General features: G+C 69.4%; 24 protein-coding genes and 1 pseudogene. 4 read left to right on the top strand and 21 right to left on the bottom strand.

From position 1 onward, the window contains the following. Positions 1-38: 38 nt before the first annotated feature. The 9 genes from kynU to ACWDEX_RS09475 form a co-directional block, all read right to left on the bottom strand. Positions 39-1,232 (bottom strand): kynureninase, encoded by a 1,194-nt coding sequence (kynU, locus tag ACWDEX_RS09515; RefSeq protein ID WP_450462690.1) that lies wholly within the window; start codon positions 1,230-1,232, stop codon positions 39-41. Further along, positions 1,225-2,073 carry a tryptophan 2,3-dioxygenase family protein gene (locus ACWDEX_RS09510; protein ID WP_450462689.1) on the bottom strand — a complete coding sequence of 283 codons (849 nt, stop codon included), beginning with the start codon at positions 2,071-2,073 and terminating at the stop codon, positions 1,225-1,227. The genes kynU and ACWDEX_RS09510 overlap by 8 nt, the downstream gene beginning before the upstream one ends. A 269-nt stretch (positions 2,074-2,342) precedes the next feature. Next, complete coding sequence (locus ACWDEX_RS09505; RefSeq protein ID WP_450462688.1) at positions 2,343-3,326, bottom strand: hypothetical protein; 984 nt, start codon at positions 3,324-3,326, stop codon at positions 2,343-2,345. 18 nt (positions 3,327-3,344) lie between these two features. Further along, positions 3,345-3,854 (bottom strand): SigE family RNA polymerase sigma factor, encoded by a 510-nt coding sequence (locus ACWDEX_RS09500; protein WP_376652771.1) that lies wholly within the window; start codon positions 3,852-3,854, stop codon positions 3,345-3,347. A 125-nt stretch (positions 3,855-3,979) separates the two neighbouring features. Continuing rightward, positions 3,980-5,272 (bottom strand): ABC transporter permease, encoded by a 1,293-nt coding sequence (locus ACWDEX_RS09495; protein WP_450462687.1) that lies wholly within the window; start codon positions 5,270-5,272, stop codon positions 3,980-3,982. Continuing rightward, a complete protein-coding gene (locus tag ACWDEX_RS09490) occupies positions 5,269-5,961 on the bottom strand; it encodes an ABC transporter ATP-binding protein (RefSeq protein ID WP_450462686.1) in 693 nt (230 codons plus the stop codon). The genes ACWDEX_RS09495 and ACWDEX_RS09490 overlap by 4 nt, the downstream gene beginning before the upstream one ends. Further along, positions 5,961-7,367, bottom strand: coding sequence for a peptidoglycan-binding protein (locus ACWDEX_RS09485; protein WP_450462685.1), 1,407 nt, complete (start codon positions 7,365-7,367; stop codon positions 5,961-5,963). Before ACWDEX_RS09485 ends, ACWDEX_RS09490 begins: the two co-directional genes overlap by 1 nt. Before the next feature lie 107 nt (positions 7,368-7,474). Then, positions 7,475-8,431 carry a hypothetical protein gene (locus tag ACWDEX_RS09480; protein ID WP_450462684.1) on the bottom strand — a complete coding sequence of 319 codons (957 nt, stop codon included), beginning with the start codon at positions 8,429-8,431 and terminating at the stop codon, positions 7,475-7,477. Between the two features lie 151 nt (positions 8,432-8,582). Continuing rightward, entirely contained in the window at positions 8,583-8,984 is a 402-nt protein-coding gene (locus tag ACWDEX_RS09475; RefSeq protein ID WP_450462683.1) for a peptidase inhibitor family I36 protein, read from the bottom strand. Positions 8,985-9,632: 648 nt separating this feature from the next. Here ACWDEX_RS09475 and ACWDEX_RS09470 point away from each other — a divergent pair. Together ACWDEX_RS09470 and ACWDEX_RS09465 are read left to right on the top strand one after the other, a co-directional pair. Beyond that, on the top strand, positions 9,633-9,770 hold the full coding sequence (locus ACWDEX_RS09470; protein WP_450462682.1) for a hypothetical protein: 138 nt from the start codon (positions 9,633-9,635) through the stop codon (positions 9,768-9,770). A gap of 476 nt (positions 9,771-10,246) precedes the next feature. Further along, positions 10,247-11,062 carry an AfsR/SARP family transcriptional regulator gene (locus tag ACWDEX_RS09465; RefSeq protein ID WP_450462681.1) on the top strand — a complete coding sequence of 272 codons (816 nt, stop codon included), beginning with the start codon at positions 10,247-10,249 and terminating at the stop codon, positions 11,060-11,062. Positions 11,063-11,135: 73 nt separating this feature from the next. On the opposite strand, the gene ACWDEX_RS09460 is transcribed toward ACWDEX_RS09465, so the two are convergent. From ACWDEX_RS09460 to ACWDEX_RS09425, 8 genes are all read right to left on the bottom strand, one after another. Continuing rightward, entirely contained in the window at positions 11,136-12,017 is an 882-nt protein-coding gene (locus tag ACWDEX_RS09460) for an ABC transporter permease subunit (RefSeq protein ID WP_450462680.1), read from the bottom strand. After that, positions 12,014-12,955 (bottom strand): ABC transporter ATP-binding protein, encoded by a 942-nt coding sequence (locus ACWDEX_RS09455; protein ID WP_450462679.1) that lies wholly within the window; start codon positions 12,953-12,955, stop codon positions 12,014-12,016. Before ACWDEX_RS09455 ends, ACWDEX_RS09460 begins: the two co-directional genes overlap by 4 nt. A 90-nt stretch (positions 12,956-13,045) precedes the next feature. Next, positions 13,046-13,543: a multidrug transporter gene (locus ACWDEX_RS09450; protein WP_450462678.1), complete on the bottom strand. Its 498-nt coding sequence runs from the start codon at positions 13,541-13,543 to the stop codon at positions 13,046-13,048. Between the two features lie 54 nt (positions 13,544-13,597). Beyond that, a complete protein-coding gene (locus tag ACWDEX_RS09445) occupies positions 13,598-15,745 on the bottom strand; it encodes a peptidase domain-containing ABC transporter (protein ID WP_450462677.1) in 2,148 nt (715 codons plus the stop codon). After that, the gene (locus tag ACWDEX_RS09440; RefSeq protein WP_450462676.1) at positions 15,742-16,257 is read right to left on the bottom strand and encodes a hypothetical protein; all 516 of its coding nucleotides are present in this window, start codon (positions 16,255-16,257) and stop codon (positions 15,742-15,744) included. The genes ACWDEX_RS09445 and ACWDEX_RS09440 overlap by 4 nt, the downstream gene beginning before the upstream one ends. Continuing rightward, positions 16,254-19,571, bottom strand: a complete 3,318-nt coding sequence (locus tag ACWDEX_RS09435; protein ID WP_450462675.1) for a type 2 lanthipeptide synthetase LanM family protein — start codon at positions 19,569-19,571, stop codon at positions 16,254-16,256. Before ACWDEX_RS09435 ends, ACWDEX_RS09440 begins: the two co-directional genes overlap by 4 nt. 91 nt (positions 19,572-19,662) lie before the next feature. Beyond that, a complete protein-coding gene (locus ACWDEX_RS09430) occupies positions 19,663-19,887 on the bottom strand; it encodes a mersacidin/lichenicidin family type 2 lantibiotic (protein WP_450462866.1) in 225 nt (74 codons plus the stop codon). Positions 19,888-19,927: 40 nt separating this feature from the next. Next, positions 19,928-20,149: a mersacidin/lichenicidin family type 2 lantibiotic gene (locus ACWDEX_RS09425; protein ID WP_189542286.1), complete on the bottom strand. Its 222-nt coding sequence runs from the start codon at positions 20,147-20,149 to the stop codon at positions 19,928-19,930. 257 nt (positions 20,150-20,406) lie between these two features. Here ACWDEX_RS09425 and ACWDEX_RS09420 point away from each other — a divergent pair. Further along, positions 20,407-20,601: pseudogene (locus ACWDEX_RS09420) on the top strand (hypothetical protein); the annotation flags it as partial. Between the two features lie 359 nt (positions 20,602-20,960). Here ACWDEX_RS09420 and ACWDEX_RS09415 read toward each other — a convergent pair. Together ACWDEX_RS09415 and ACWDEX_RS09410 are read right to left on the bottom strand one after the other, a co-directional pair. Continuing rightward, positions 20,961-21,254 carry a hypothetical protein gene (locus ACWDEX_RS09415; RefSeq protein WP_450462674.1) on the bottom strand — a complete coding sequence of 98 codons (294 nt, stop codon included), beginning with the start codon at positions 21,252-21,254 and terminating at the stop codon, positions 20,961-20,963. A gap of 78 nt (positions 21,255-21,332) precedes the next feature. After that, positions 21,333-21,779, bottom strand: a complete 447-nt coding sequence (locus ACWDEX_RS09410; protein WP_450462673.1) for a recombinase zinc beta ribbon domain-containing protein — start codon at positions 21,777-21,779, stop codon at positions 21,333-21,335. On the opposite strand from ACWDEX_RS09410, the gene ACWDEX_RS09405 reads away from it, so the two are divergent. Then, on the top strand, positions 21,778-22,197 hold the full coding sequence (locus ACWDEX_RS09405) for a DUF3151 domain-containing protein (RefSeq protein ID WP_450462672.1): 420 nt from the start codon (positions 21,778-21,780) through the stop codon (positions 22,195-22,197). The two genes, ACWDEX_RS09410 and ACWDEX_RS09405, sit on opposite strands and share 2 nt — an antisense overlap. Positions 22,198-22,436: 239 nt before the next feature. Here ACWDEX_RS09405 and ACWDEX_RS09400 read toward each other — a convergent pair whose 3' ends face one another. Continuing rightward, positions 22,437-23,939, bottom strand: coding sequence for an MFS transporter (locus tag ACWDEX_RS09400; protein WP_450462671.1), 1,503 nt, complete (start codon positions 23,937-23,939; stop codon positions 22,437-22,439). Positions 23,940-24,105: 166 nt separating this feature from the next. Further along, positions 24,106-25,137 (bottom strand): class II fructose-bisphosphate aldolase, encoded by a 1,032-nt coding sequence (fbaA, locus tag ACWDEX_RS09395; protein WP_450462670.1) that lies wholly within the window; start codon positions 25,135-25,137, stop codon positions 24,106-24,108. Positions 25,138-25,268: the final 131 nt, after the last annotated feature.

Raw genomic sequence — 25,268 nt, 5'->3', positions numbered from 1 at the left:
ACCCCCGGTGCGTCACCGCACCACCGTGGGGCGACCCGTCAGCGCAGGGTCGTCGCCAGGATCCGGGCCGCCCGTTCCACGTCGGCGAAGCCCACGTACAGCGGTGTGAAGCCGAACCGCAGCACGTCCGGCGGACGGAAGTCGCCGACCACGCCACTGTCGATCAGCCGCTTCATCACATCGCCCGCGCCGGTGCAGCGCAGCGCCACCTGGCTGCCCCGCTCCGCATGCGCGGCAGGAGTCAGCGACTCGACCACGCCCTCGGGGACGTACGCGCTCACGCACTCCAGGAAGAAGTCCGTGAGCGCGAGCGACTTGGCGCGTACGACGTCGATCGGGACGCCGTCCCACACCTGAAGCGCCGCCTCCAGGGCGAGCATGGACAGGATGTCCGGGGTGCCGACACGGCCGCGCGGCGCACCCTTTGCCGGTGCGTAGTCCGTACGCATGCCGAAGGGCTCCGCATGCGAGTTCCAGCCCGGCAGCGGGGAGTCGAAGCGGTCCTGCAGTTCCCGGCGCACATACAGGTACGCCGGTGAGCCCGGCCCCCCATTCAGGTACTTGTAGGTGCAGCCGACCGCCAGATCGACCCCGTGTTCGTCCAGGCCCACCGGCAGCGCGCCCGCGCTGTGGCACAGGTCCCAGACGGCGTACGCGCCCGCCGCGTGCACGGCGGCCGTCAGGGACGGCAGGTCGTGCAGCCGGCCGGTGCGGTAGTCGACGTGGTTCAGCAGGACCGCCGCCGTCCGGCCGCTCAGCGCCTCGGGCACCTGCGCCGGGGTCACCGGGCGCAGGGTGCATCCCGTCATCCGGGCCGCCGAGCCCGCGATGTACCCGTCCGTCGGGAACGTCGTCGCGTCGACCAGGATCTCGTCCCGGCCGTCCCCGTCCTCGACGGCCATGCGCACGGCCGCCACCAGTGCCTTGAAGACGTTGACGCTGGTCGAGTCGCCGACCACGATCTGCCCGGGTGCCGCGCCGACCAGCGGGGCGATCCGGTCGCCGATCCGCTCCGGCGCCGTCCACCAGCCGCTCTCCTCCCAGGAGCGGATCCGCAGCGACCCCCACTGCCTGCGGACGACGTCCTCCATCCGCCCCGGGACGTCCGTGGGCAGCGCGCCCAGCGAGTTCCCGTCGAGGTAGACCGCGTCGTCGAGCACGAACCTCGCGCGCAGCGCGGCCAGTTCGTCGGCCGCGTCCAGCTCACTTGCCTTGGAGATCAGCTCAGACATAGGACCGCGCCGTCCACAGCTCTGGGAACACACTCTTCTGCGCCCGCTTCTCCAGCCAGGCAACCCCGGCGGAGCCGCCCGTGCCGGGCTTGGCGCCCATCGCGCGCCGGGTGGCCGTCAGATGGTCGTTGCGCCAGCGCCACACCAACTCGGCGACATCGGTCAATGCCTCGCCGAGCCGGGCGAGCTCGTCCCCCGGATCGCCGCGGTAGAGGTCGGCCCACACCGCCTCGACCTGCTCCGACGGCTCGTACCGCTGCGAGACGTCGCGGGTGAGCACGGTGTCCGGGATCGCGTGGCCGCGGCGCGCGAGCAGCCGAAGCGCCTCGTCGTACAGGCACGGCTCCTGCAACGCCTTCTCCAGCTCGGCGTGGACGCGCGGCGCGCCCCGGTGCGGGACGAGCATGGACGCGGACTTCTCGCCGAGCAGGAACTCCATGCGGCGGTACATCGCCGACTGGAAGCCGGAGCCCTCGCCGAGGGCGGAACGGTAGGAGTTGAACTGGGCGGGCGTCAGCTGCGCCAGGGGCCGCCAGGACGCGTTCAGCGCCTCCAGCTCCCGTACGGATCTCTTCAGCGCGTCGATCGCCACCGGTACCCGGTCCCCGCGCAGGGCTGCGGCCGCGGTCTCCCACTCGTGGACGATCACGGTGAACCACAGCTCCATCACCTGGGTGGTGACCAGGAAGACCATCTCCCCCGGATCATCGGAGAGGGTGCGCTGCAGATGGGTGAGCACGTCCGCCTTGACGTAGTCCTCGTACGGCGTAGTGCCTCGAAAGTCGAGATGCGGGGTCTCGGGCTCCTGAGCCTCATGGGGCTGGTGAGCCTGTTGGGACATCGCTGTCTCCTGTTGTGTGCTCCGGGTAGCGGTCCGCCCCTGCCGATGCCGACACGGGGGCCCCGGTCCCCACCAGGCATCCTGCGCAACATGTCCGGACATCGCAAGGCCCGCCCGGCCGTGGGCGGGCCTGGAGCACTCTGCGGGGCTGCCCACTAGCCCGTGAGGTTGGGCGGCGAGGCCCTGTGGATCGGCCACGCCCACGCCGAGGGCGCCACCGGCCGGCGCATCGGGTCGCGGGGCCGGCCGACGTCGGCCGAGCGCCGGGCTCAGCCGAGGCTCTTGCCGTCCTCGCCCGGCTTCACCCACGGCTGCCAGGCGGTGTTCTCCACCACATGGGCGAGCTGGGCCTCCGTGAGCGGGGGCGTAGCGGTGCTTGCGGGGCCCCGCTTGCCGTCGGCGGCGTTGGCCGCGATGAGGACGACGCGGGTGCCGTCCTTGCGCAGGAGGTCGGCGGTGCGGCGGACCAGCTTGCCCTGGTGTTCCTCGTACGTGATGAGGACCGAGCCGTCACTGAGGTTGCGCGCGGTGCAGGCGCTCAGGGTGGTGTCGGGGGCCGTGCGCCCCTGGCAGGAGTAGAACTTCTGCAGTTCGGAGCGGGTGGCGGGGTGCAACGACTTGGTTCCCTTGCCGGTCCCGTTCTGCTGTGCGGCGGCGGACTTGTCGGGTGCCGCGGCGCCGGTCTTGTCCTGGTGGCCGCCCGATTCCGCGGCGGCGCGGGCCGCGTCCTTGGAGAGGGCGCCGACACTGGTGAGCTGGAAGTTGCCCTGCACGCTGACGGCCACTTCGGCTCCGTGCACGAGGAGGCGTCCGCCGGCGCTGACCTCTGTGGGCTCCTTCGGCCCGTCCCACCAGCCGTAGCCGCTGGTCGCGGGCGTGCCGGGCAGCAGTCCGCGCAGGGTCGCGACGGCTTGCCGACCGGTCAGCGCCACCTTGCCGTCCGGTGCCCCCGACTTCGCTGCGACCGGCTCGAACGCCGGGATGACCACACCGCCCGCCTGGGTGTCCCGTCCGTCGGTCGTGCCGCCGCCGCTCAGCACCACCGCACCGGCGAGCGCGCTCACGCCCACGAACGCGGCGGCTCCCCACAGGGACTGGCGGCGGCGCTTCATCCGACGGCCCCGGACCAGACCCTCGGTGACCAGGGTGTCGGTCGGGGCGGGCAGCTCCCGGGCGTACCCGTCGAGCAGTTGCCCCACGCGCGCGCCGAACTCCACGCCGTCGTCCCGCTGTTCTCGCTCCATGAAAGCCATGAAAGTTCCCTCTTCCCCTCAGTGCCCGGCGAGGGCGTCGTGCTCACCGGCGAGCGACGCCCGGAGCGTCTTGAGCGCGCGCAGGCTGCGGATCCGTACGTTGCCCTCGCTCATCCCCAGTTCGGCGGCGGTCTGGGCGACGCTGCGGTCCTCCCAGTACCGCAGGACGACCACGGCCCGGTCCTGCGGCGAAAGCTGCGCCAGCGCGTTGGCCAGCGCCAGCCGCAGGGCCGGGTCGCGCGTCGCGGCCTGCTGCTCCGGCAGCTCGCCCACGGGCTTCTCGTACGTCCGATGCAGCCGGACATACGAGAGGTAGGTGCGCATCAGCATCGAGCGCACGTACGCCTGTGGGCTGTCGGCCTTGCGCACGCGTCCCCAGGAAACGAACACCTTGCCCAAGGTGGTCTGCACCAGGTCCTCGGCGAGGTGGTAGTCACCGCAGACCAGCAACGCCGCCCGGAACAGGCGCGGGCTGACGGTCCGCATGAACCCCTCGATCTCCTCGGCCCGACGCGACGACCTGCGCATGTGTGTCCCCTCCCGAACAATGCGTCCGCTCTGCTTGGTTGACGCCTCGGACCGCCCGTCGCGTTACAAAAAAATCGAGGACCCCGGACCCATGCAGGTCCGAGGCCCTCGCGCACGCTCCGCGGCTATCGCCGCAGCGCTTCCGCCGGCTGGATGCGGGATGCCCGCCACGCCGGGTAGAGGCCGGCCACCAGGCCGGTCACCAGGCCGATGACCGGGGCGGCCGCGACCGTCGTCGGATGGACCACGGGTGTCCAGTCCCGCACGACGGCGACCCCGACCACGGTCAGCGTGCCCAGGCTGGTCCCGATCAGCCCGCCGAGCGCCCCCATCGCCCCCGACTCGGCGAGGAACTGCACGGTGATGTGCCCGCCGCGGGCGCCGAGTGCGCGGCGCAACCCGATCTCCCCGGTGCGTTCGAGCACCGCCACCAGCGTGGTGTTGGCGATCCCCACCGCGCCGATGACCAGGCAGATCGCGGCGAGGAGCAGGAAGAGCTGCTGCAGGTCGCCCGTCACGTTCCCGCGCAGGGTCCTGGGGTCGGGCGGCGGTACCGCCTTGAAGTACTCGGGGTGGTCGGGACGTAGTGCGGTCGGGGCGAGCCGGGCCACCTGGCGGGCGGCGCCCATCTTGGTGGAGACCAGCATCTTCGCGCCGCCCGAGGCCGGCTCGCCCCACAGCTTCAGCGCGGTGGAGCGGGGCACGACGACCGACAGAAGCAGGTCGGCCTTGCGTTTCGCGTCGTCGATGATGCCGACCACGGTGAACGGCTGATCGCCGATGAACAACGCGGGCCGGGTCTCCAGGGTGGTGATACCGAGTCGCTCGGCCATGGAGGCGCCGATCACCACCACGGGCTGGGCGGTCTTCTCCGCGTAGGCGTCGTAGAGCCGTCCCTGCGCCACATGCGGCACCGCCGCCTCCATGACTCCCGGGGTCGCGGCGACGATGCTCGCCTGCTCGCCGCTCGCCGCGTCGCCGACCGGTGAGGAACGCACCCTGGCGTCGAACTTGCGGGTGTCCACCGTCCAGTACACGCCGGCGTGCTCGACGCCGCCCAGCTTCTCGATGCGCGCGTCGGCGCCCTTCGGGAAGGCGAGGTGGACGAACTCGTTCTGCTCCATGCCGATGTCCTCGATGTTGACCTCGGTGGCGGTCAGCATGTTGAACCGGGAGTCGATCTGCGACGAGGTGGTGGCGGTGAGCCCGAGGATCGCCACGAACGTGCCGACACCGAGGACGGTCCCGAGCGCTGTGAGCGCGGAGCGGGCCGGGCGCTGCAGGATGCCGGCGAGGGACTCGCCCAGCAGGTCCCTGGGCGTGAAGACGGACGGCTCGACGGAGGATGCGGCCGAGCGGTCGCGGCGCCTTTGACGTGGCAGGGGCCACAGCCGCCTGCGGGACCGACGATGGTTCATGCGCTCACCTGCTCGTGCAGGACGCCGTCGCGGATGGCGACGGTACGTGCGCCGCGGGCGGCCACGGCCTGGTCGTGGGTGATGACCAGCACCGTCATTCCGCCGCGGTGGAGCTGTTCGAGCAGGGTGAGGACCGACTCGGCGTTCCTGCTGTCGAGGTTGCCGGTGGGTTCGTCGCACAGGAGCAGCGACGGCCGGGACACCAGGGCTCGGGCGATGGCGACCCGCTGGCGCTCACCACCGGACAGACGGGTGGGCAGGGCGTCGATGCGGTGGCCGAGGCCGACCTGTTCCAGGGCCTCGCGGGCGCGGTCGGCGCGGTCGGCGCGCGGGGTGCCGTTGTAGACCATGGCCAGCAGGACGTTCTCGCGGGCGCTGCGGTGCGGCAGCAGGTGGAAGGACTGGAAGACGAAGCCGATACGGCGGCCCCGCAACGCCGTGCGGTCGCCGTCCTTGAGCGCCCCGATGTCGATACCGTCGAGGAGGTACGTCCCCTCGGTCGGGGCGTCGAGCAGTCCCGCGATGTTGAGGAACGTCGACTTCCCGGAGCCGGAGGGACCGACCACCGTGACGAACTCGCCCTGTTCGATGCGCAGGTCGCAGGGCCTGAGCGCGGGTACCGGCGGCGGTCCCGGATAGGTGAGGGCGACCTGCCGGAACTCGATGACCGGCGGCGTACCGTATGCCATCACCGGCCGCCCGCAGCGCCGGCCTTGACGCCGGTGACGACCTTGTCGCCTTCGGCCAGGCGTGCACCGCCCGCCGGCTTGATCGCGACGTAGCCGTCGCCGGTGGTACCGGTCGTCACCTCCACCCGGCGTTGGTCACCGCCGGCTTCGACGACGGTGACGACGGTGCTGCCGTCGGAGGCGGCGGAGATCGCGGTGACCGGCACCACCAGTGCCTCGCCCTTGGTGGAACCCGCCTCGATGGTCAGCCGTACGTCCTGGCCGACCGAGGTCACCGACAGCGCCTTGTCGGGTTCCACGACCATGAGGTAGCCCTGGCCACCGGCCGGCTGACCGTCGCCGCTCCCCGCGTCCTGGCCCGTGCCCTCCGGGGAGGACTGCTGCGCCGCGGCCGGGGTGGCCGCCACCGACCGTACGTGCGCGGTGGTCCTCACACCGGTCTGCTCCTGGAGGATCTCCGCCTTCTGCCCACCCCGTACAAGCCCCTTCTGGGCTTCCTGGAGGTAGCCCTGGACGACGAGCCGGCCGGCCGAGACCGTCATGACCTTGCCGGTGACCGTGGACCCGAGGACGGCGGAGACACCGTCAACGCGGGCGGGGAACCCGGACAGGTAGACCACTTCGGAGGCGGGGAGCATGGGGCCCGCATCCGTCTGGGCCTGGGTCAGCCGGCCTCTCGCCCGCTCGAGGTCCTGGGCCGCGCGGGCCACGGCGCGGCGGGTCTGGTCGGTCGGCTCCTTGTCCCGGGCGTCCTTCGCGTCCTGCCAGGCCCGTTCGGCTGCCGTCACGGCGTCCTGCGCGTCCTGGACGACGGTGGCACCGTCGCTCTCGGCGGACACCGGGTTGTATCCGATCGACGCGTAGAAGGCGGTCAGCGCCTGCCGGGTTCCGGGCCCGAACGTACCCCGGGCGTCGTAGCCCGTCGCATGCCCCAACCCTGCCAGAGCGGACTGGAGTTGGGCCACGTCGTCACCGGTGGCGCCGGGCTTGAGGTCGCGGTAGACCGGCACCCTGCCCTTGAGCGCGAAGACCGGGCGGCCCGAGATCTCGACCAGGACCTGCCCGGCCCTGATCTCGGTGCCCACCCGCTTGGGCGCCTTGGTGACCACGGCTCCGCCGGTGCCCGTACCGCCCGAGCCGGACGCGGTGACGTCGACCGACTGTCCCGCGACGACTGTTCCGCGCAGGATGACGGAGTCCTTCAGCACGCGCTTGTCCACTGGTGCGGTCAGCACGTCCTCCGCGGGCGCTTCGGCCTCTGCGGCGGCCTGCGCGGGAGACTTCACCACGAACGAGGCGGCGATCCCGCCGCCGGTCAGCAGCAGCGCGCCACCCACCACCAGGGCCACCCACCTGCGCCGCCGGGCCAGGCCGGAGCCGGCCGCGGGGGCGGACGCATCGGACACATCGGCTATATCGCTCGCGCGAGGTACATCGGGGGCATCGGGTTCCAACACTGTGCCTCTCCAGGCCGACTCTTTTGGTTCTTGGACGCGTTGAGAGCCCCGATGCGTTACGAAACTTCAGCCGCCAGCTTCAGCTGCTTCTCGACCGTCTTCTTGACCTCGGCCAGAGCCTCGGCGTTCTGCTCGATCATCTGCTTCTGGTAGGCGACGTCGACCGAATACCAGACGCCCAGGACGTTGTACTTGTGCTTACAGGCGACGTCGGCCGAGGCGACCTGCTGCTCGCGCGGGGTGGCCGTGACAGTCTTCGCCCACTCGGGGTCGTCGCCGGCCTTCATCGGGTCGGCGTACGTGTAGCCCTTCTCCTTCATGCACTGCGACCACTTGGCGAACACCGCGCGCACTCGCGAGTCCGTGTACGACTTGTCGAAGCTTTCGACGTTGACCTTCACCGCGATCTCCGCGTCGCTGTAGCCGCTCGGTCCGGAGGCACCCAGCTTCCGGTTGGCCTCGCCGAGGCAACCGCCCGCCGGGACCTTCTGCCCGTTGTAGTCCTGGCCACCCTTGGCCGCCGCCGAGCCCGGCTTCACCTTGGGGTCGGTGGTCCCGGTGAGCACCATGGTCGCCGCCGGGGACTCCTTCTGCGGTGGGGGCTTGACCACCGGCTTCTCGGAGCCGGCGGGCTTGTAGCCGTGCACGGCAACCTCGTCGGCGTCGGTGACGCCGTACCGGAACTGCGTAATGCTCTTGGGCTCGAACTTCCCCTGTATGGGCTGGTACTGGTAGGTGAGGCCGAACCGCTGCATGCACTTGCGGCGCAGCACCACGGCGGCATCGTTCATCTGTTTCTGCTGGTCCGTGCTGAGCAGGTACGCCTCGATGGGCAGCGACTGGTCCGTCGTCGAAGTGAGCTTCGGCGTGGAGGCGACCTTCGGGGCCGACCCGGCCTTGCCCGTACCGCCGGAGTCGTCCGAGCCGGACGAGGAGCTGCAGCCGACCATGGCTGCCAGGGCGACGGCACTGCCGAGCACGGCGAGGGACGGGGGGAGAAGGCGCCTGCGCATGCTGATGCTCATCCTTGAGGTGACGTTGAGGTGGTCGTCGCTACACTGCGGGACGGGTGTGCTGCCCAGCTGCATTGGGCAGCACACCCCTTTTTCTCGCCGTCCGCAGGAACGCGGATGAACGGCTCAGTGGGGAACTACAGGCGTCGGCCTAGTAGAACTTGCCGGACGCGTTGTTGTTCTTGAGCGTGCTGTTCAGGTTGGCCGCGCCGCCTGCGCCGATGGACTGGGAAGCGCCCGCGTAGTTGCTGTTGTAGTACACGCGGATGCCGTAGTTGAAGTCCCAGTTGTCCACCGACGCGGTGTTGTTCTTGACGGACAGACCGGCACCGTTGCTACCTGCGGCGCTGGCGCTGAAGTAGAAGCCGGCGTAGTTGGAGATGGCGGCGTACTGCTTGTAGAACGCGCCCTTGTAGTCGCTGTTGTAGTACAGGCACGCGTTACCGCTGGAGCAGACGTCCCCGGCGGCGCTGGCGGTGCCCGCCGTGGCGAGACCGGTGCCGAGGCCCGCGAGGGCCAGGGTCCCGGCGATGGCCAGGTTTCTGATGCGCATGAAGTTCCCTTCCGAAGGTGCTGAGTACTCAACACCCGTTGATTCCACGGGCGTTGCACAGTCGAGCGACCTCGCGGCCATGATCGACCGGTGCGGAAAGAGAACGTAAGTGGCCCCGAAGCGGGAGGCAACGAAGTTGATCGCGAATGACGCAAAGTGATCAGCCATGACGCGTGTGCGCATACCCACCGGTAGCCCAGGCGCCACCACCTCGCCACGAACACGCAGGTGCGACACGCCCTACGGCCCGCACTCCGCCCCACCCACCCGCTCCGGCCCGCCGCCGGGAGCGCATTTCAGTCCTCCGATATAGAACCTGATCTGCTGAAAAATGTGGCAAGCGGAATACAACACCCCGAACGGACCGCCTGATTCCATCAACCTAAAAAGGGGCGAACCAGCCACCTCGGATTCCCGAGGTTGGCCGGTTACAGTCGCTCCACAAACCGGTTGCACTCACTCCACAGACCGGTTTCATTCGCCTCACAAGGCCGCGGACGTCGGCGTCGGCGTCGGCGTCGGCGTCGGCGTCGGCGAGGACGGTGGCGAGCGCCGCCAGGCCGGGTCGGCGGCCGTCCGGAGGTGGGTGAGCACGTCCGAGTGGGGGCGCCCAGGGCCCCCAGCTGCTTCTCCGCCCAGGCACCCACGATGGCCACATCAGGGTTTTTGCTGCCGTACCCCGGCGGACCGGTCCGCAAGCAGTTGGAATCGGGCGGTCACTGGCAGCTGGACGAGGACCGGCGGCAGGCCGTCGGCGCCGTCGCCGGTTGGGCTGAAGACCTTTAAGGGTCCCGGCCTCGGCCCGTGGTTCGCTGAGCTGAACGGACCACATCGCACCGATAACTGGGGCACAAAGAAGGTCACCCATCACAGCACTCACACAGGCTGCTCACACCGGTTGCGCAGAACCATGGCTGACTTCGGTCCCTCGTGGCATGATTGGAGATCATTCCACGTGGGGACACGAGCAATGTAGGCATGGGTCAATGCGCTCACCCCTGCCCTAACTGAGCAGGAGGAGAACAATGATGACGGTCCACAGCACGAGAGCCGCAGCAGAAAGCTCCACTGTACCAGGTGTCGGGGCACCAGCAGGTCCTGTGACCGGAACCCACCCCGGCTGTACCGCCAGCACCATGGACCGGGGTTGCTGACCGTCCTTCGGCAGAGCGATCCACGCTCTGTCGTGTCGTCTGCCGCAGCGCCGTCGTCGGGTTCGTCAGGCTGGGTGGACCGTCATGCAGTCTGGTGAGATATGCGGTGTGCGCTTCAGCATTCTCGGTCCGTTACTCGTCCAGGGCGACACCCGGGTGATCTCGCCCGTCCGGCGCGCCGTCCTCACGGCTCTCCTGCTCCGGACCGGGCGGCCGATCACCATTCCCGAGTTCGCCGAGCTGCTGTGGGACGATCCCCCGGCTTCTGCCACGGCGAACATCCGCAGCCATCTCACGGGCCTGCGACGCGACCTCGACGGGACCCAGCGGGGGCTCAGCGGAAGGCTGCACACCTATCGGGGAGGCCATTCCAGGTACCGGCTCCACATCGAGCCGCAGGAGCTCGACCTGACCAGGTTTACGGAGACGGCACGTATCGGCCGGACCCATCTCCTGTGCGGCGACCTCGACGCGGCCATCGCGGCACTGAGGGAAGCCATCACGCTGTGGCGTGGGCCGTTCGGTCAGGACCTGCCGCCGACACGCTGGTTCAGCGCGCACGTCGCCGGGCTCAACAACGCTCGCTTCGACGCGTACCAGGACCTGTTCACCGCCTGCATCCTTGCTGACCACACGGCTGTGCTCGGCTATCAGATCGAGAGCGTGATCGCCGAAGCGCCCTACCGTCAGCGCTTCTGGGAACTGCTTGCCGCAGTGCACTGTATCAAGGGCGACGCATCGAGCGCATTGGATGTGATCAAGCGCTGTCAGACCCTGTTCGCCGACGACCTGGGCCTCGATCTGCCCCCGGGCATCGAGGCGATGAGGGCCGCGGCGCTGACCTGGGACAGCCGCAAGGCCTGGCGGCTCGTCGCGGAATCCGTACAGTTCCCCGGAGTGGAGAACGGCTCGCGCCCGTCCTGAACGGACGCTCAGCCTCCCCGTTCATCCGGGGAGGCTGAGCGTCCGGCATGGCGGGAGCGCCAAGTCGACGCCCTCACACCACATCCCGTCTGCGCAGGAGGACAGTTCCCACAAGGCCGGCGGTCAGGCCGTACGCGACCAGGACCGCTGCGCCGGTCCACTGCGCGGGGGCACCGGCGAAGAGTTCACCGGGGGTGGTCATGATCTGGGAGGCCACACCGGGAATGATCACCTGGGCCTTCAGTACCCAGTCCTCTTCGATGACGAGTTCATGCACGGCCTGGAAGGCGAAGGCGACCACGACCGAGGTGAGAAAGTACAGCGCCGTCGCGGTGACGGTGGCGATCACCTGGTTGCGGAGGAGCACGCCGAGGCCGAATCCGAACACACCCCAGACGACGTACGCGGCCAGGTTCAGCAGTATCGCGGTCACCACGTCGGGACTGCCGAGCTGGAGCCCGACGTCGTGGGACGTCAGGAAGACGGTTCCGACCACGAGATCGACGACGGTGGACACCAGCCACAGTCCGGCGGAGGCGATGACCACGACCGCCAGCTTGGCCGCAATGACGCGGCTACGGCGCGGGGTGGCAAGGAACGTGGCGGTCAAGGTGCGGTGCTGGTACTCGTCGGTCACCAGCAGGACGGCGAGCACCCCGGCCAGGAGCAGGCCCAGCGCCTGTCCGGACGTGTACAGGGTCGCGGCGATATGGCCGACATCGCTCTGCGTCTCCCAGAGCCGATGCATGGTGGCGACCTGCTCCGCCGACATGTCCTGACGGGGCGTCAGGATGGCGCCCGCCAGGTAGTCGTCGAAGGGCTGCATGAAGTTGGTGGCCTGCCAGCAGTACCACAACGCCATCAGAAGCGTCGTCCCGGCCATGCCGGCGCCGGCGATCCACCAGGTGCGCACGGTCCGTAGTTTCAGCAGCTCGCTTCTGATCAGACCGGTCATCGGCTCGTCCCCTCTCCGCCCGTGAGGTGCAGAAACGCGTCTTCCAGATCGCGTCTCTCCTCGGCCAGTTCGTACAGTTCTCCGCCGTGGACAGCGGCGAGCGAGGACACCACGGCCGTATCGAGGCCGGACACCAGCAGCACCTCTTCGTCGCCGGGAGTACCGGCGGTGACGGTCGCGCCCGCGGAGGTGAGCGCCGTCTCCAGGTCCTCGGTGCGCGAGACGCGGACCCGTACGCGGAGCGCCCTGCTCAGTCCGCTGACGACCTCTCGGGTCGCGCCCTGCGCCACCAGCCTTCCCCGGTTGATGATCACCAGGTCGTCGGCGGTCTGCTCGACCTCGGAAATGAGGTGACTGGAGACGAGCACGGTGCGCCCCTTGGCGGCGAAGTTCCGCAGGAGTTCGCGCATCCATGCGATCCCTTCGGGGTCCAGCCCGTTGGCCGGTTCGTCGAGGACGAGTACGGCCGGGTCGCCTAGCAACGCCTGCGCAAGATTGAGCCGTTGCCGCATACCGAGCGAGTACTCTCCGTACCGTCGCCGGGCGGCCGGTGTCAGCCCGACGAGGTCGAGCACCTCGTCGGCCCTGCGCGCGGGCAGTCCGGCCGCCGCGCACTGGACACGCAGATGGTCACGGCCGGTGCGGCCCTTGTGCGCTCCTGAATCGTCGAGCATCGCACCGACCGTCTTCAGCGGTTCCGCCAGTTCCTCGTGCCGGCATCCGCTGATGGTGGCGGTGCCGGCGCTGGGGGCCGCCAGGTTGAGCAGCATGCGAAGCGTGGTCGTCTTGCCCGCGCCGTTGGGTCCGAGGAAGCCGGTCACGCGCCGCGGGGCGACCGTGAAGGACAGGTCGTCGACGACCACCACATCCCGGTATCGCTTCGTCAGGCCCTTGACCTCGATCACTCCCGACTCGCTGTTCGGCCCCTCTCCCGCCATGGAAGTGGTCCTTTCCTTGTCTTTCGGCCCGGGCCGGCGCGAAGCGAACCGCGCCCCGTGCCGGCCGTCCGCAGTCGGCTACCGGGCCGTCTACGGCTTCCCGTGCATGCGTATGTCCTTGTAGAGGTGCGACCGGTGCAGTCGCCGGGTGCGCAGGAGCCTGCGCCAGTCGGCACGGGTGTCGTGCATCAGCTGCCACTGGAAGTAGTTGACGTACTCGGCCGCGGCCAGCCCGTACAGGACCGTCCCCGGCACCACGTCGATTCCTCCCTGCCCACGCGCAAGGGCCGCCGCGACCACCACGAGACCTGCGCCCAGGCCCGTCGCGCACACTGGCCGCAGCCGCCGGAACACCCCCATCAGGGGTGGCCGGGGCAGCCCCGCGCCGAGCTGGCGCAGCTTCGCGGCCCAGTACATCGCGCCGATGACCAGGTGCGCGGCCGCCAGCCCGTACCCGACGACGTTCGCCGCGCTCATCGGGGCGTCCAGCTTCACGAACACCACCCAGCCGATCCAGACGGTGTTCGCAAGTTCCAGCACGGCCAGGTTGCGCAGCCGCGCCGTACGTTCCGTCCGGAGGCGAGTCATTGGTATCACCCCTTGAGCATGACGTACCCGCGCGGTCGCACCGCTTGCGCCGGATCAGTCATGTACGAGCTGCTGGTCGACCAGTGCGGCGTATGCCCCGCCGAGCGCGATCAGTTCCTCGTGCCGTCCGTTCTCGACGATCCGGCCCCGGTCGAGGACGAGGATGCGATCGGCGTCCCGGACCGTGCTCAGACGGTGCGCGATGACGATGCGGGTGCAGTCGAGCTCCGAGAGGTTCTCGTGCACGATCGCCTCGGTCGTGGCGTCCAGATGGCTGCTGGCCTCGTCGAGGAGGAGGACGCGTGGCCGGTGCACGACGGCACGGGCCAGGGCGATCCTCTGCCGCTGACCGCCGGACAGTCCGCTGCCGCCCTCTCCGAGGATCGTCTCGTAGCCCATCGGCATGCGCGTGATGTCGTCGTGGACGGCCGCGAGACGGGCGGCGGCGACGACGTCGTCCAGGTTCGCCTCGGGTTTCACCAGTGCGATGTTGCTCAGCACCGAACCGCTGAAGATGTCGGCGTCCTGGGTGACCACACCGCACTGGCGCCGCAGATGCCCCAGGTCGATGTCGATCAGAGGCGTCTCGCCGTAGGTGATCTCCCCGTCGGTGGGGTCGTAGAGGCCGAGGATGAGGCGCGCCAGGGTGGACTTCCCCGAGCCGCTGCTGCCGACGATGGCGATCTTCTCGCCCGGATTGACCGTGAGCGAGATGTCCGAAAGAGCCTCCGGGCCGTCCCCGGAATACCGGAAACTGACGTCCGTCAGCTTGATCGGCTCGTCCAGGGCGACCTTCTTGTCCCCCTGGCCGACGGTCTCGGACGGCTCGTTGAGTACGTCGCGCAGCCGGTCGAGGTGGACCCGGATGGTCTGGAACGTCTTGATGCTGCGGCCCAGTTGCGCCACCGGGGACAGCGCTGCGCCGGAGAGGGCGATCAGGGCGAGCATCTCGCCGAGGGAGAGGTTGTCGCTGAACACGAGCGAGGCACCGAGGACGAGCATCAGCAGGGGTGACGCTGTTCCCAGCATGCCCAGGACGCTGTCGATCGCGTTGTCGAGCCTGCTTCTGCGTATCGATGAGGCCAGCTGCTCGGTGAACTTCTCCGACCAGCGCTGAACGACGACGTGTTCGGCTCCGGAGGACTTCACCGTCTCGGCACTGGTCACCGCTTCCAGGAGGGTGCTCTGTGCCTCGCCGAGTGATTGGAGTTCGCGCTCGGTCAGCCGCTGTGCGGCCGGCGCCGAGAAGAACATGACAGCGAGCTGGATGGTGGCGATGGCCAGGATCGCGGCGACGAACAGCAGCGACTTGAATCCGATCACCACGAGGTAGATGCCCAGCATAGCCACGTCGAGGAAGACGGCGAGCAGTTGGCTGGATACCGCGTCACGTACATAGGCCATGCTCGAAACGCGGACGAGGAGGTCGCCACCGGTGCGTAGTTGGAAGAACTGGTACGGCAGCGACATCAGGTGTCTGAGGAACGAGCCCATCATCGACCAGTCCATGCGGGTCTGGAGCCACAGCAGCAGCTCGGCCCGCGCCAGCGTCATCATCGCGTGGCTCACGGTGTAGGCGGCGAGGCCGGCCACCAGGCTCAGAAGGACGTTCTCCTGGCGGCCGGGCAGCACGCGATCGACGACGTAGGCGGTCAGGAAGGCCGGGAGAAGCCCGAACACGGTCAGGAGGACCGAGGCCCCGACAATGGCCGACAAGACGCTGATCGAACGAGGAAGGAACGGACTGACGAAGGACCACAGTCCCGCCTCGCCCCCGGTGCGTCGCTCGAGCGCGTCGGTCGGCTCCAGTTCCAGAGCCACACCGGTGAACGACGCGTCGAACTCCGCATGGGTGATGCGGCGCCGTCCGGATGCGGGGTCGACGATGTCGGCGCCGCTGCGGGTGATGCGCTCGATCACCACGAAGTGGTTCATCCCCCAGTGCGCGATCAGTGGCATCGACAGTCCGGTGAGAGCGTGCGGTTCGGCGCGGAAGGCCTTGACCTTCATGCCGAGTTCGCGCGCGTGCCGGGCAATGGATGCGGCGCTGGCCCCGTCGCGGGCCAGGACCATGCGGTCGCGCAGTTCGGCGACCGTGGTGTGTCTGCCGTGGTGGGCGAGCACCATCGCCAGAGCAGCGACACCGCATTCGACCGAAGTGGACTGCAGGCGCACGGGAACCCGGCGGCGTCCGAACCTCACTTTTCCCCGCCTCCGTCCAGGATGTCGAGCAGCAGCGGTCTGGTGCCCTGATCGATGACCACCTGCGTACCGTCCTTCGCATCGTCGAGGCTTTCTCCGGTGGGCAGTTCGACGAGCAGCATGGTGATCTGGGTGCCTCCCTGGCCGGGCTGGAAGTCCTTGACGCGCGCGGTCACCGTCCGGTTCTCGCCCAGGCGCAGGACGACATCGGTGCCCTTCGCCGGAGGCGTGAACTTCGGGAATGCGAGGACGGCGTTGTCCTTGCCGGTCCCGGCAAGGGCCCCGGTCGGACCGACCGGAACCCTCACGAGCAGTCCCGCCAGCACGGTGGCGGCGATGATCAGTGCACCGATCAGCGCCCACCGCCAGCGCGGCGTCATTCGTTCGACGTCGAAGCCGGTTCGGACCGGACCGCGCGGGTTGGCCCGGTAGGCGGCGACCATGCTCGGGCGGTAGACGCCCTCCGCGAGGGCACCGTCCGATTCGGCGGGTGCCGTGGTCTTGGCGTTCAACGTGCCCGTTCCTCCCCCGTCGGACCGGTCAGCGTCAGCAGGTCCGGCACCTGCGCGGGGGCGGCCTTGCGTGCCAGGCCCCAGGCGATACCGGCGAGTCCGGTCATCAGTCCGGGGGTCTCCACACCGTTCGGGACACCGCAGAGCCATCCGTTCTCACGGCCCTCGTGCAGCAGCGTGTTCCATACCGGGGGCACCAGTGCGGCGACCTCCGGCTCCGTGTCCGGGTTGCAGCTCGCCTCGATGATGAGGAGGTTGCCGACGTCGCCGTGGCACAGGCTGTGGTTGCCCAGCCCGGACACCGGGTTGAGGTCGAGTCCGGTGGAGATGGACGCGAGTACGGCCCTGTGCCTGTCGTGTTCGATCATGTCGGCCAGCTCCGGCACGATCCCCATCCGCTGGAATTCAGTACGCGCCATCGCGATGCCCGGGGCACCGTGGCACCAGGCGTTCATGACCGTCCGGCCGCCGAGGTTGGCCGGACGCAGGTCGCGCCAGGTCCGCAGACCGGGATCGTAGACGGTCGACTCGTAACGCAGCGCGTGGTGTACGGCCTGCGCGTACTCCGGGCGGGGGGCCACCTGATGGAGCCGTGCGAGCGCGTACGCGACGCCGGACGCGCCGTGGGAGAACCCGGCCAGTGGCGCCTCGGGGTTGATCGGGGTGATCCAGCCCCAGCCGTCACCGGTCTCCCGCCGGGTGGTGAGGAGCCGGTCGGCGCAGTGCACCGCGAGCTCGACGGCACCGCATCCGGGCGCGGCGGATTCCAGCGACAGAAGGGACAGGATCGCCCCTGCCGATCCGGACACCACGTCCAGCAGAGGTTCGTCGTCGACGAGTTCGGCGATGGCGGGCAGCAGTGCGGCGGCAGCTTCGCCGTAGTCCTGGCGACCGTGACGGACGGCTGCGTGCGCGAGGGCGTACACCGCTCCGCCGAAGGGGCCGAAGGCGCCGATACCGAGCTCGGCGGGACCGGGTTTCTTCTCCAGTCCGGCCAGTGTCTCGGCAACGAGGAGGGAGCGCTTGGCGACCTGGTCGAAAGCGGCCCGCGCCAGATCACCGATCTCCGCGTCGCCGGTCACGGCCGCGACCGCGTCCAGCGCGTGTGCGATGCCGGCCGTGCCGGTGTACAGGCCGATGGGTGCGGGGGCGTACTGCCAATACTTCTCGTCCACCAGGTCGAGGCCGATCCAGCCCAGTCCGTGCTCGTCGCGGACGCACAGGTGCGAGAGCCGGCGCGCGATGCGCAGGGCCTCCTCGGCGAAGTCCCCGGAGTCCGCCGCGCTCGTCTTCCGGGAACGCTGCCAGTTGGGCCAGCGCGCTTCGTCGTCGCCCATGACGGTGGCGGCGACGCTGGAGCGGATGACGCGTTCCTGGAAGGCGAGATCGTCGTCGCCGAGCATCATGAGACGCTCGTGCACGGCGGTCAGTGGTGCCGGGGTACGCGTGCCGATCCGTGCGCCGTCGAGGCCGCCGCGCAGGGCGCCCGTGTCGGCGTCGACGGTGAACATGGGAATGTCCCCGAGCGACAGTTCGGCGATCTCGTCCAGGACCATCGCATTGCGGGATTCCGGCATCTCGGTGTGGCCACCGGCCAGTCGGGCCAGCGACCGCGCGTGCTCGAGTCCGTCGCGCAGGAAGTCCGGGTGGGTGCTCTCCAGCAGCAGGCGGCCATAGATGTGGGTGGGGCGGGCGATGAGCCGGGTCTTCACGGAGCCGAAGGCCGCGATCGGTCCGGTCGGGCCGAGGAGTTCGTCGCGTCCGGCTTCGAGGAGCCGGTAGACGTGGGTGAACCCGTCCACGAACTCGTCGACACGTCCGACCAGGTCGATCGGTTCACCGTCGGCGGTCATCGGGTGATTGCGCTCGGCGTCCATCTCCATGCGGCGCTTGACCAGCCGCATCCGGTCGGTACCGCTGTCCTCCCAGGTGGGCACCGGCATCGGAGTGAGCTGGCCGCCGTGCCCGGCCAGCCCGCTGACGTCGAGCCCGAAGGTCCCGTCCTCACCGCGTACGAGCAGACGGTTGGGGAGGATGCCGACCGACTGGACGGAGTTGGCGAGCGTGACCGCCGCGATGTCCGTCTCGCCGTCGATCTTCACGACGGCAGCCGTCTTGTCGCTGTGCAGCAGTGCTTCCAGGTCGATGAGGACCGGGTGCTCGCCGGCGGCGAGGACGTTTTCGAAGTGGAAGTCGGTGGCATGCAGCAGGTACAGCAGCGCCGTCAGACCGCCCAGCCGCCACGCGTAGCGGTCGCCGCCTTCGGCGTCGGTGGTCGCCGACGTGTCGACGAGCTCCACCCAGCCGTGCTCACCGCGGTCGAGAATGCCTATGCGGGCGAGATCGTGCGGAGCGTTCTGCCGGTTGACCCAGTCGAGAAGGCGGTCGAACGCGACGTCCATGGCCAGTGAACGGGGTTTGAACACCAGCGCGCTCGTGTCGAAGGTGACGATCGCGACCGACCGGCCGCGGCGGTGCTTGTCACCGGCGCCGAACTCGATTCGTTCGAGGCGCTCGGGGCCTACGTCGGCGAGCATGCCCTGGCGCAGGAGGGGCAGATCGGCGACGAGCGCTTCGATCAGTTCGACACGGGTGTCGATCCAGAACCGGAGCTGGTTGACGAGGAGCCGCGCAAGGACAGGGTATTCGTCCCAGATGGCGAGAGCGTTGCCTTCGTCGCGCAGCAGATTCACGTAGGAGGCGAAGCGCTCCTCGGGGGTCTCGCCCGCCAGCCGGTCCTCGACGCGGGCGATGTTCAGCTCCAGGACCAGGGTCCGCTGCACATGTCCCAGCAGGTCCGCTGCCGGGGCTGTCGCGCGCACCACGTCGAGTATGTGACCGAGATCGGCCATGACGGGGTCGGCCGAAGCCACGACCCGTTCCTCGACGAGGGCGTCGAGTTCGTGAACCGCGCCTTCGACGAGGGGCCGGATCACTTCGAGGAGACCCATGTCGGAGTCGAGACGCCGGTTGGCGTCGGTGGCGGCCATGCCTGTCGCCCACCAGCGGAGGAAGGTCTTGTGCCACTCCGGTTCATCCGACAGCCGAGAGGCGAGGGACTCATCGGTTTCACCGAGCAGCGCGGACAGTTCGCTCGCGGTGACGCCCAGCGGAGCCAGCCGCGTGTCCAAGGTGGCTCGATCGCCCTTGAGAGGCGCGAGTTCCCTCCACATGGCCAGGCGCTTCTCGCCACGGACGGCGTCGGTCCGCGACGGACGTCCGCCCGCCCTCTCGCCCAGCGTGGCCGCCCGGTGCCACGGGAGGCCTGTCCGGCCTTGCCTGCCGGTGTCGTGATCGGTTGCTTCGAGCGGCATTCTCGTCTCTCCTCCTGAGACAGGAACGCGACCGGCAGAGGCCCGAACTGACCCCCTGCCGGTCGCGTCATTTCTTCGGTAAGCTGCTGGCTTACTTACAAGGCGTACCGGGGTCGCAGACGAGACCGCAGACGGTCCAACCTGAGTACCAAGGCAAGCACCAGCAGCACCCGAGAGTGCCGAGGACACCGGTTCCCGCACCGTTGACCTCGATCAGCTCTTCATCGGTTATTGCGGTGAGGCCGTCGCCCGACGGATGGGCGGGGGCCTCACTCCCGAGGGACAACCGGTACTCGGCGTCCTTCCAAGAGCGCACTACGTCCACGAACGTCACTCCTTGATGTGATGGCGTCGACTCAGCAGCAGCCGCGCGTACCCATGTTGCAACTGCCGCAAAGCGTGCCGGTGGGCGAGCAAACCGTGACGGTCAGGGTGATGGTGGCGCAGGCCCACGTGGTACCGCCGGCGACGCCGTCGAGCTGATCGTCGGCCAGCTCGACCAGACCGGCCGGGTTGGCCGGGGCGTCGGCGAGAGTGGCCCGGTACTCCGGGTCCTTCCAGGCGCGAATCAGGTTCATTGTCAGTTCACCTCCCCTCGTTGCGGATTCGGGCCATCGGGCGTTCTCCGCGAGGAAAGTGCTGCCCGGCGGCCTGTTCACCATCCTCCTGAACCAGGATTGGCCTGGAATACCGTGCGGCGATCACGGCGAGCACAGACTGCGCATATGCCAGACATGCGTTCGGTGAGCACGCGTGCACACAGGGCGGCACGAGGCGGGGCTCCGGCCGTGGGCTTTCCTGGGACGGGCGGGCCCGGTCGGCTCCGACGATCAGGGGCTTCGACGCGTCCGGCTCCCATGCCCACATGGCGGGCAGCAAACTCCTCGTCGACCAGGTCCACGAACTCCTCGCCGTCTGGGACGGCCAACCCGCCCGTGGCTACGGCGGCACCGCTGATGTAGTCATCCACGCACGGCAGAAGGGCGTACCCGTGAAGCTGCTCCGGCCGGAAGGGGCCACCCGAGACTGACGGCGGCTCGTACGAACCGCACCAACCAAAGGCGGGAGGTGGGCGGACCGTTCCTGCTGGGAGGAGGCCCTGGAGCTGCTCACGCCGAGGCTCTCCGCCTGGCGCTGATCAGCGCCGCCGTGCTTGTGCCGACTGCGGGGCAGGGGCGACCGATGCCGTCTGGACCGTTGCGTCGGAGTGCCGTGCGGCGGCGCTCCGGGCCTGGGCTACGCGGGGTCGTGCACTGGGCGCCGGCTGGAGGCTCGGCTCCCCGAACGGGACGAGGAGTGGGTCGATGACCTGCTCCGGATCTTCGGCATAGACCGGGCGTGAACGAACGAAGCCGGGCCCCATCCGCAACGGGGCCCGGCTTCTCCACATCACCTGAGCACTGGCTCGATGTCCGCCGGGTCGAAGATCGGCCCGTTCGAAGCGGGCTTGACGATGACGGCACGGAAGACCTTGAGGACAGCAGCGCGCTGCTGCTCGATCGTCAGCTTCTCCCACCGCTCCCGTATGTCGATGGGGCCGACTTCGAAGGTCGCTACCTCGGCGCGGTGCAGGCTCCGCTCCCGATGCAGTTCCGCTATCTGCTTCTCCAAGTCCTCGGTGAGCGCGATGTAGCGAGCCGCCGACATGCGCTTCTCCTGCCATGCCTGCTTGAACTCGGCCATGTCCCGTTCCATAGAGGCAAGTTGGTCCTCCTTGGTCCATTCCGGCGCGCGCTCGCGCACATGCGTCGGCGCCTTGTCCTAGTTGAGGAACACGGCGTTCCTGATAAGGCGGTCGACCGGTTCGCCGGCCCTGGCCACTCCCCCGCATCCCCCGTCGTTCTTGCCCGGGCACGCGTACCGGAACTGGGATGACGTCTTCGACTTCCGGTACGACAGGAAGGCCCGCATCTTCGCACCGCATCGTCCACACCGAGCGATGCCGGAGAGCAGATACTTTGTGGCGTAGTCCCGTGCGGTGCCCTTGTCACGCCACTCTTGCGCGTTGGACGCCCAGCGGACGCCGCCCAGGAAGTCCCTCACGGCCTTGCGGAGGGTCTCCGCCTCTTCCGGTACCAGCGTCCTGCGATCCTCGCGGATCCAGCCGTAGGGCGCCCGGCCACCCGGGAGCTTGCCCTGCGCCGCGAGTTCCAGGTGCTTGCGCTTCGTACGCCGCGACGTATCCGCCGAGTGGCAGACTGACGGCATGACGACTCACAAGAACCTGCTCGGCGGCCCGGAGCCGACGTACCTCCCGGAGAACGAAGACGCGTACCGCCTGCTGGGCGAGGAGTCCCTGTCGCCGGCCGAGGTCGCGGCGAAGCACCCCACGTTCTCGCTTGCCTGGGCCATGCTCGCCGACGACGCCTTCGAGGCGGGGCGAGTGGTCGAGTCGTACGCATACGCGCGCACCGGCTATCACCGCGGTCTGGACGCGCTGCGCCGGGCCGGGTGGAAGGGACATGGGCCCATCCCTTGGGACCACCGGGCCAATCGCGGGTTCCTGCGCTGCCTCGCCGCTCTCGCCCGCGCCGCCGGCGAGATCAACGAGAAAGACGAGACGGAGCGTTGCTGGCAGTTCCTTCAGGACAGCAGCGCCGAGGCGTACGACGAGCTGAAGCGCTAGGGCCTGTATTGAGTTGCCCGTCGTTCGCCCGGAGGGCGGGCGTCGCGGCGTCTGGTGCTGGGGGCACCTCCCACGCCGTTCAGGCAGAGGGGCCGTGCCAGGCGCCGCGACGCAGGCGGGCAACTCAATACAGGCCCTAACAGGCACACCGGTTCAAAGGAATGTGCCGCCGCTCGTCAATGAAGGGTCATGAGTCCAGTGTGAAGTACCGTCCGCGGGCCGTGGCCGACGGTGGCGTGTCATGCGGCCGGGCCCGCGCCGGGCACGTCCGGCCCCCGGCGCGGCTCCAGCGGCGGAGTCGTCACGCAGCCGTGGGTGCGGCATTCGGGGCGTCGGCCCTCCGGTGCCGGACGGCGTATGGTCGCGAAGGCGAGCGCCGCCCCGGCCACCAGGACAGCCGCGCAGATCGGCATCGCGCGCCGGAACGCGGCGTCGAAGGCGTCTGCCGAGCGGTACGCCTCCGGACCCATTCCGGCGAGCAGCGGCAGCGCGGCCACCGCGACCAGGCCGGCCGCGCGGGCCGCCGCGTTGTTGATGCCACTGGCCAGGCCGGCCTGCCCGGTGTCCACCGAGGCGAGCACGGTGGCGGTCAGCGGCGCGACCAGGGTGACCATGCCCGCGCCCATGACCAGCAGGGCGGGCAGGACGTCGACGGCGTACGCGGCACCCTTGCCCACGCGCAGCATCAGCAGCAGTCCCGCCGCGCACAGCAGCGGGCCGACGGTGAGCGGGACGCGTGGACCGATGCGCTCGGCGAGGGCGCCCGAGCGGGCCGAGAAGAGAAGCATCAGGACGGTCGTGGGCAGCAGTGCCGTACCGGCCTGGAGCGCCGAGTAGCCCGCCACCACCTGGAGCTGGAGCGCGGTGAGGAAGAAGAAGCCGCCGAACGCCGCGTAGACGCAGAGGGTCACCAGGTTGACCGCGGTGAACTGGCGGGACGTGAACACGTCCGGCGGCATCATCGGGTCGCTGCGGTGCTTCTCGACGTAGACGAAGGCGATGCCCGCGGCCACCCCGGTGATCGCCGTGACGGCCACGGCCGCGGAGCCGCCGCGGGCCTCGATGAGCGCGTACGTCACCAGGGCGAGGGACAGGGCTCCCAGGGCGGCGCCGAGAACGTCGAACCGGCCGTGCGTGCGGCCGCCCATGGACTCGGGGACGTGCCGCAGCGCGATGGGGGCGCACAGCAGCGCCAGCGGGATGTTGAGCAGGAACACCCAGCGCCAGCCGGGGCCGTCCACCAGCCAGCCACCGAGGAACGGGCCGACGGCCGCGCCGATGCCACCGAAACCGGACCAGAGGCCGACGGCCCGTGCCCGGTCGTCGGGGTGGAAGGACGCCTGGATGAGCGCGAGCGAACCGGGGGTGAGCAGGGCGCCGCCGATGCCCTGCAGGGCGCGGGCGGCGATGAGGATGCCGGTACTGGGGGCGAAGCCGCACAGGAGTGAGGCGGCCGCGAACCAGACGACGCCGAGGACGAAGATCTTGCGGCGGCCGAAGTGGTCGCCGAGGGCGCCGCCGAGGAGGAGCAGCCCGGCCAGCGTGACCAGGTACGCGTTGACGGTCCACTGCAGCGCGGCGAGGCTCGCGTCGAGGTCACGGCCGATGTGGGGCAGGGCGACGTTGACGACGGTGGAGTCCAGCAGCACCATGCTGGAGCCGAGCACGGTCGTCAGGAGGATCCACTTCCCCTGGGGAGAGCCGAACCTGACGGCGGGTGTCCGCCGTGCGACGACAGCCATGGTGCGATCATCGCGCGTCGGTCGTTTCCGGGCCAGGTGTGCGACCGGGATCCCGTGTTCGGATCAGGCCGGATCCGCCCGGCGTGAGTCGGACGAGAGGCCCTGGCCCGGCGCGACGGTGGCGCCGGGCTCGTCGGGCGGCCGCTTGTCCGAGGGGACCGGCCGGTTACTTCATCCTCGTGCCGGCCGACCGGAGGCTGCCGCAGGCCTCGATGACGCGCTTCGCCATCGACGCCTCGGCCGGCTTGCCCCAGGTGCGCGGGTCGTACGTCTTCTTGGAGCCGACCTCGCCGTCGACCTTCAGGACGCCGTCGTAGTTCTTGAACATGTGGTCGGCGACCGGGCGCGTGAAGGCGTACTGGGTGTCGGTGTCGAGGTTCATCTTGACCACGCCGTTCTCCAGCGCCGTCAGGATCTCCTGCTCGGTGGAGCCGGAGCCGCCGTGGAAGACGAAGTCGAACGGCTGGCTGCCGGCCGGCTTGCCGTACTGGGCGGCGACGCCCTCGTTCAGCTCCTTCAGCAGGTCGGGGCGCAGAACCACGTTGCCCGGCTTGTACACGCCGTGCACATTGCCGAACGACGCGGCCAGCAGGTAGCGGCCCTTGTCGCCCAGGCCCAGCGCCTCGGCGGTGCGGACCGCGTCCTCGACCGTGGTGTAGAGGGAGTCGTTGATCTCGTGGGAGACGCCGTCCTCCTCACCGCCGGTCGGGGTGATCTCGACCTCCAGGATGATCTTCGCGGCGCGGGCGCGCTCCAGCAGTTCCTGGGCGATCTTCAGGTTGTCGGCGAGGGTCTCCGCCGAGCCGTCCCACATGTGGGACTGGAACAGCGGGTTCGCACCGCGGGCCACGCGCTCCTCGGAGATCGCGAGCAGCGGACGAACGTACCCGTCGAGCTTGTCCTTCGGGCAGTGGTCCGTGTGCAGGGCGATGTTGACCGGGTACTTCTCGGCGACGATGTGCGCGAACTCGGCCAGGGCCACCGCGCCGGTGACCATGTCCTTGCTGTACTGGCCGCCCAGGAACTCGGCACCGCCCGTGGAGATCTGGACGATGCCGTCGCTCTCCGCCTCCGCGAAGCCGCGCAGGGCAGCGTGCAGGGTCTGGGACGAGGTCACGTTGATGGCCGGGTAGGCGAACTTGCCTGCCTTCGCCCGGTCGAGCATCTCGTTGTAGACCTCGGGGGTTGCGATGGGCATCTGTCCGCTCCTTGTATGTGCGGGTTGCGTACTGCTCTGCTACGGCCCTGACCTAGGGGGCGACGTCATCGTCATCCCCATCTTTCCAGACTTGGCCGGATGCTCCGCCAGCCGTGTCCAGCCTGTGGATA

It is taken from the genome of Streptomyces sp. NPDC001020 (assembly GCF_053599115.1).
Note: the sequence above shows the minus strand (reverse complement) of the source record. Positions and strands in the feature narration are given on the sequence as shown.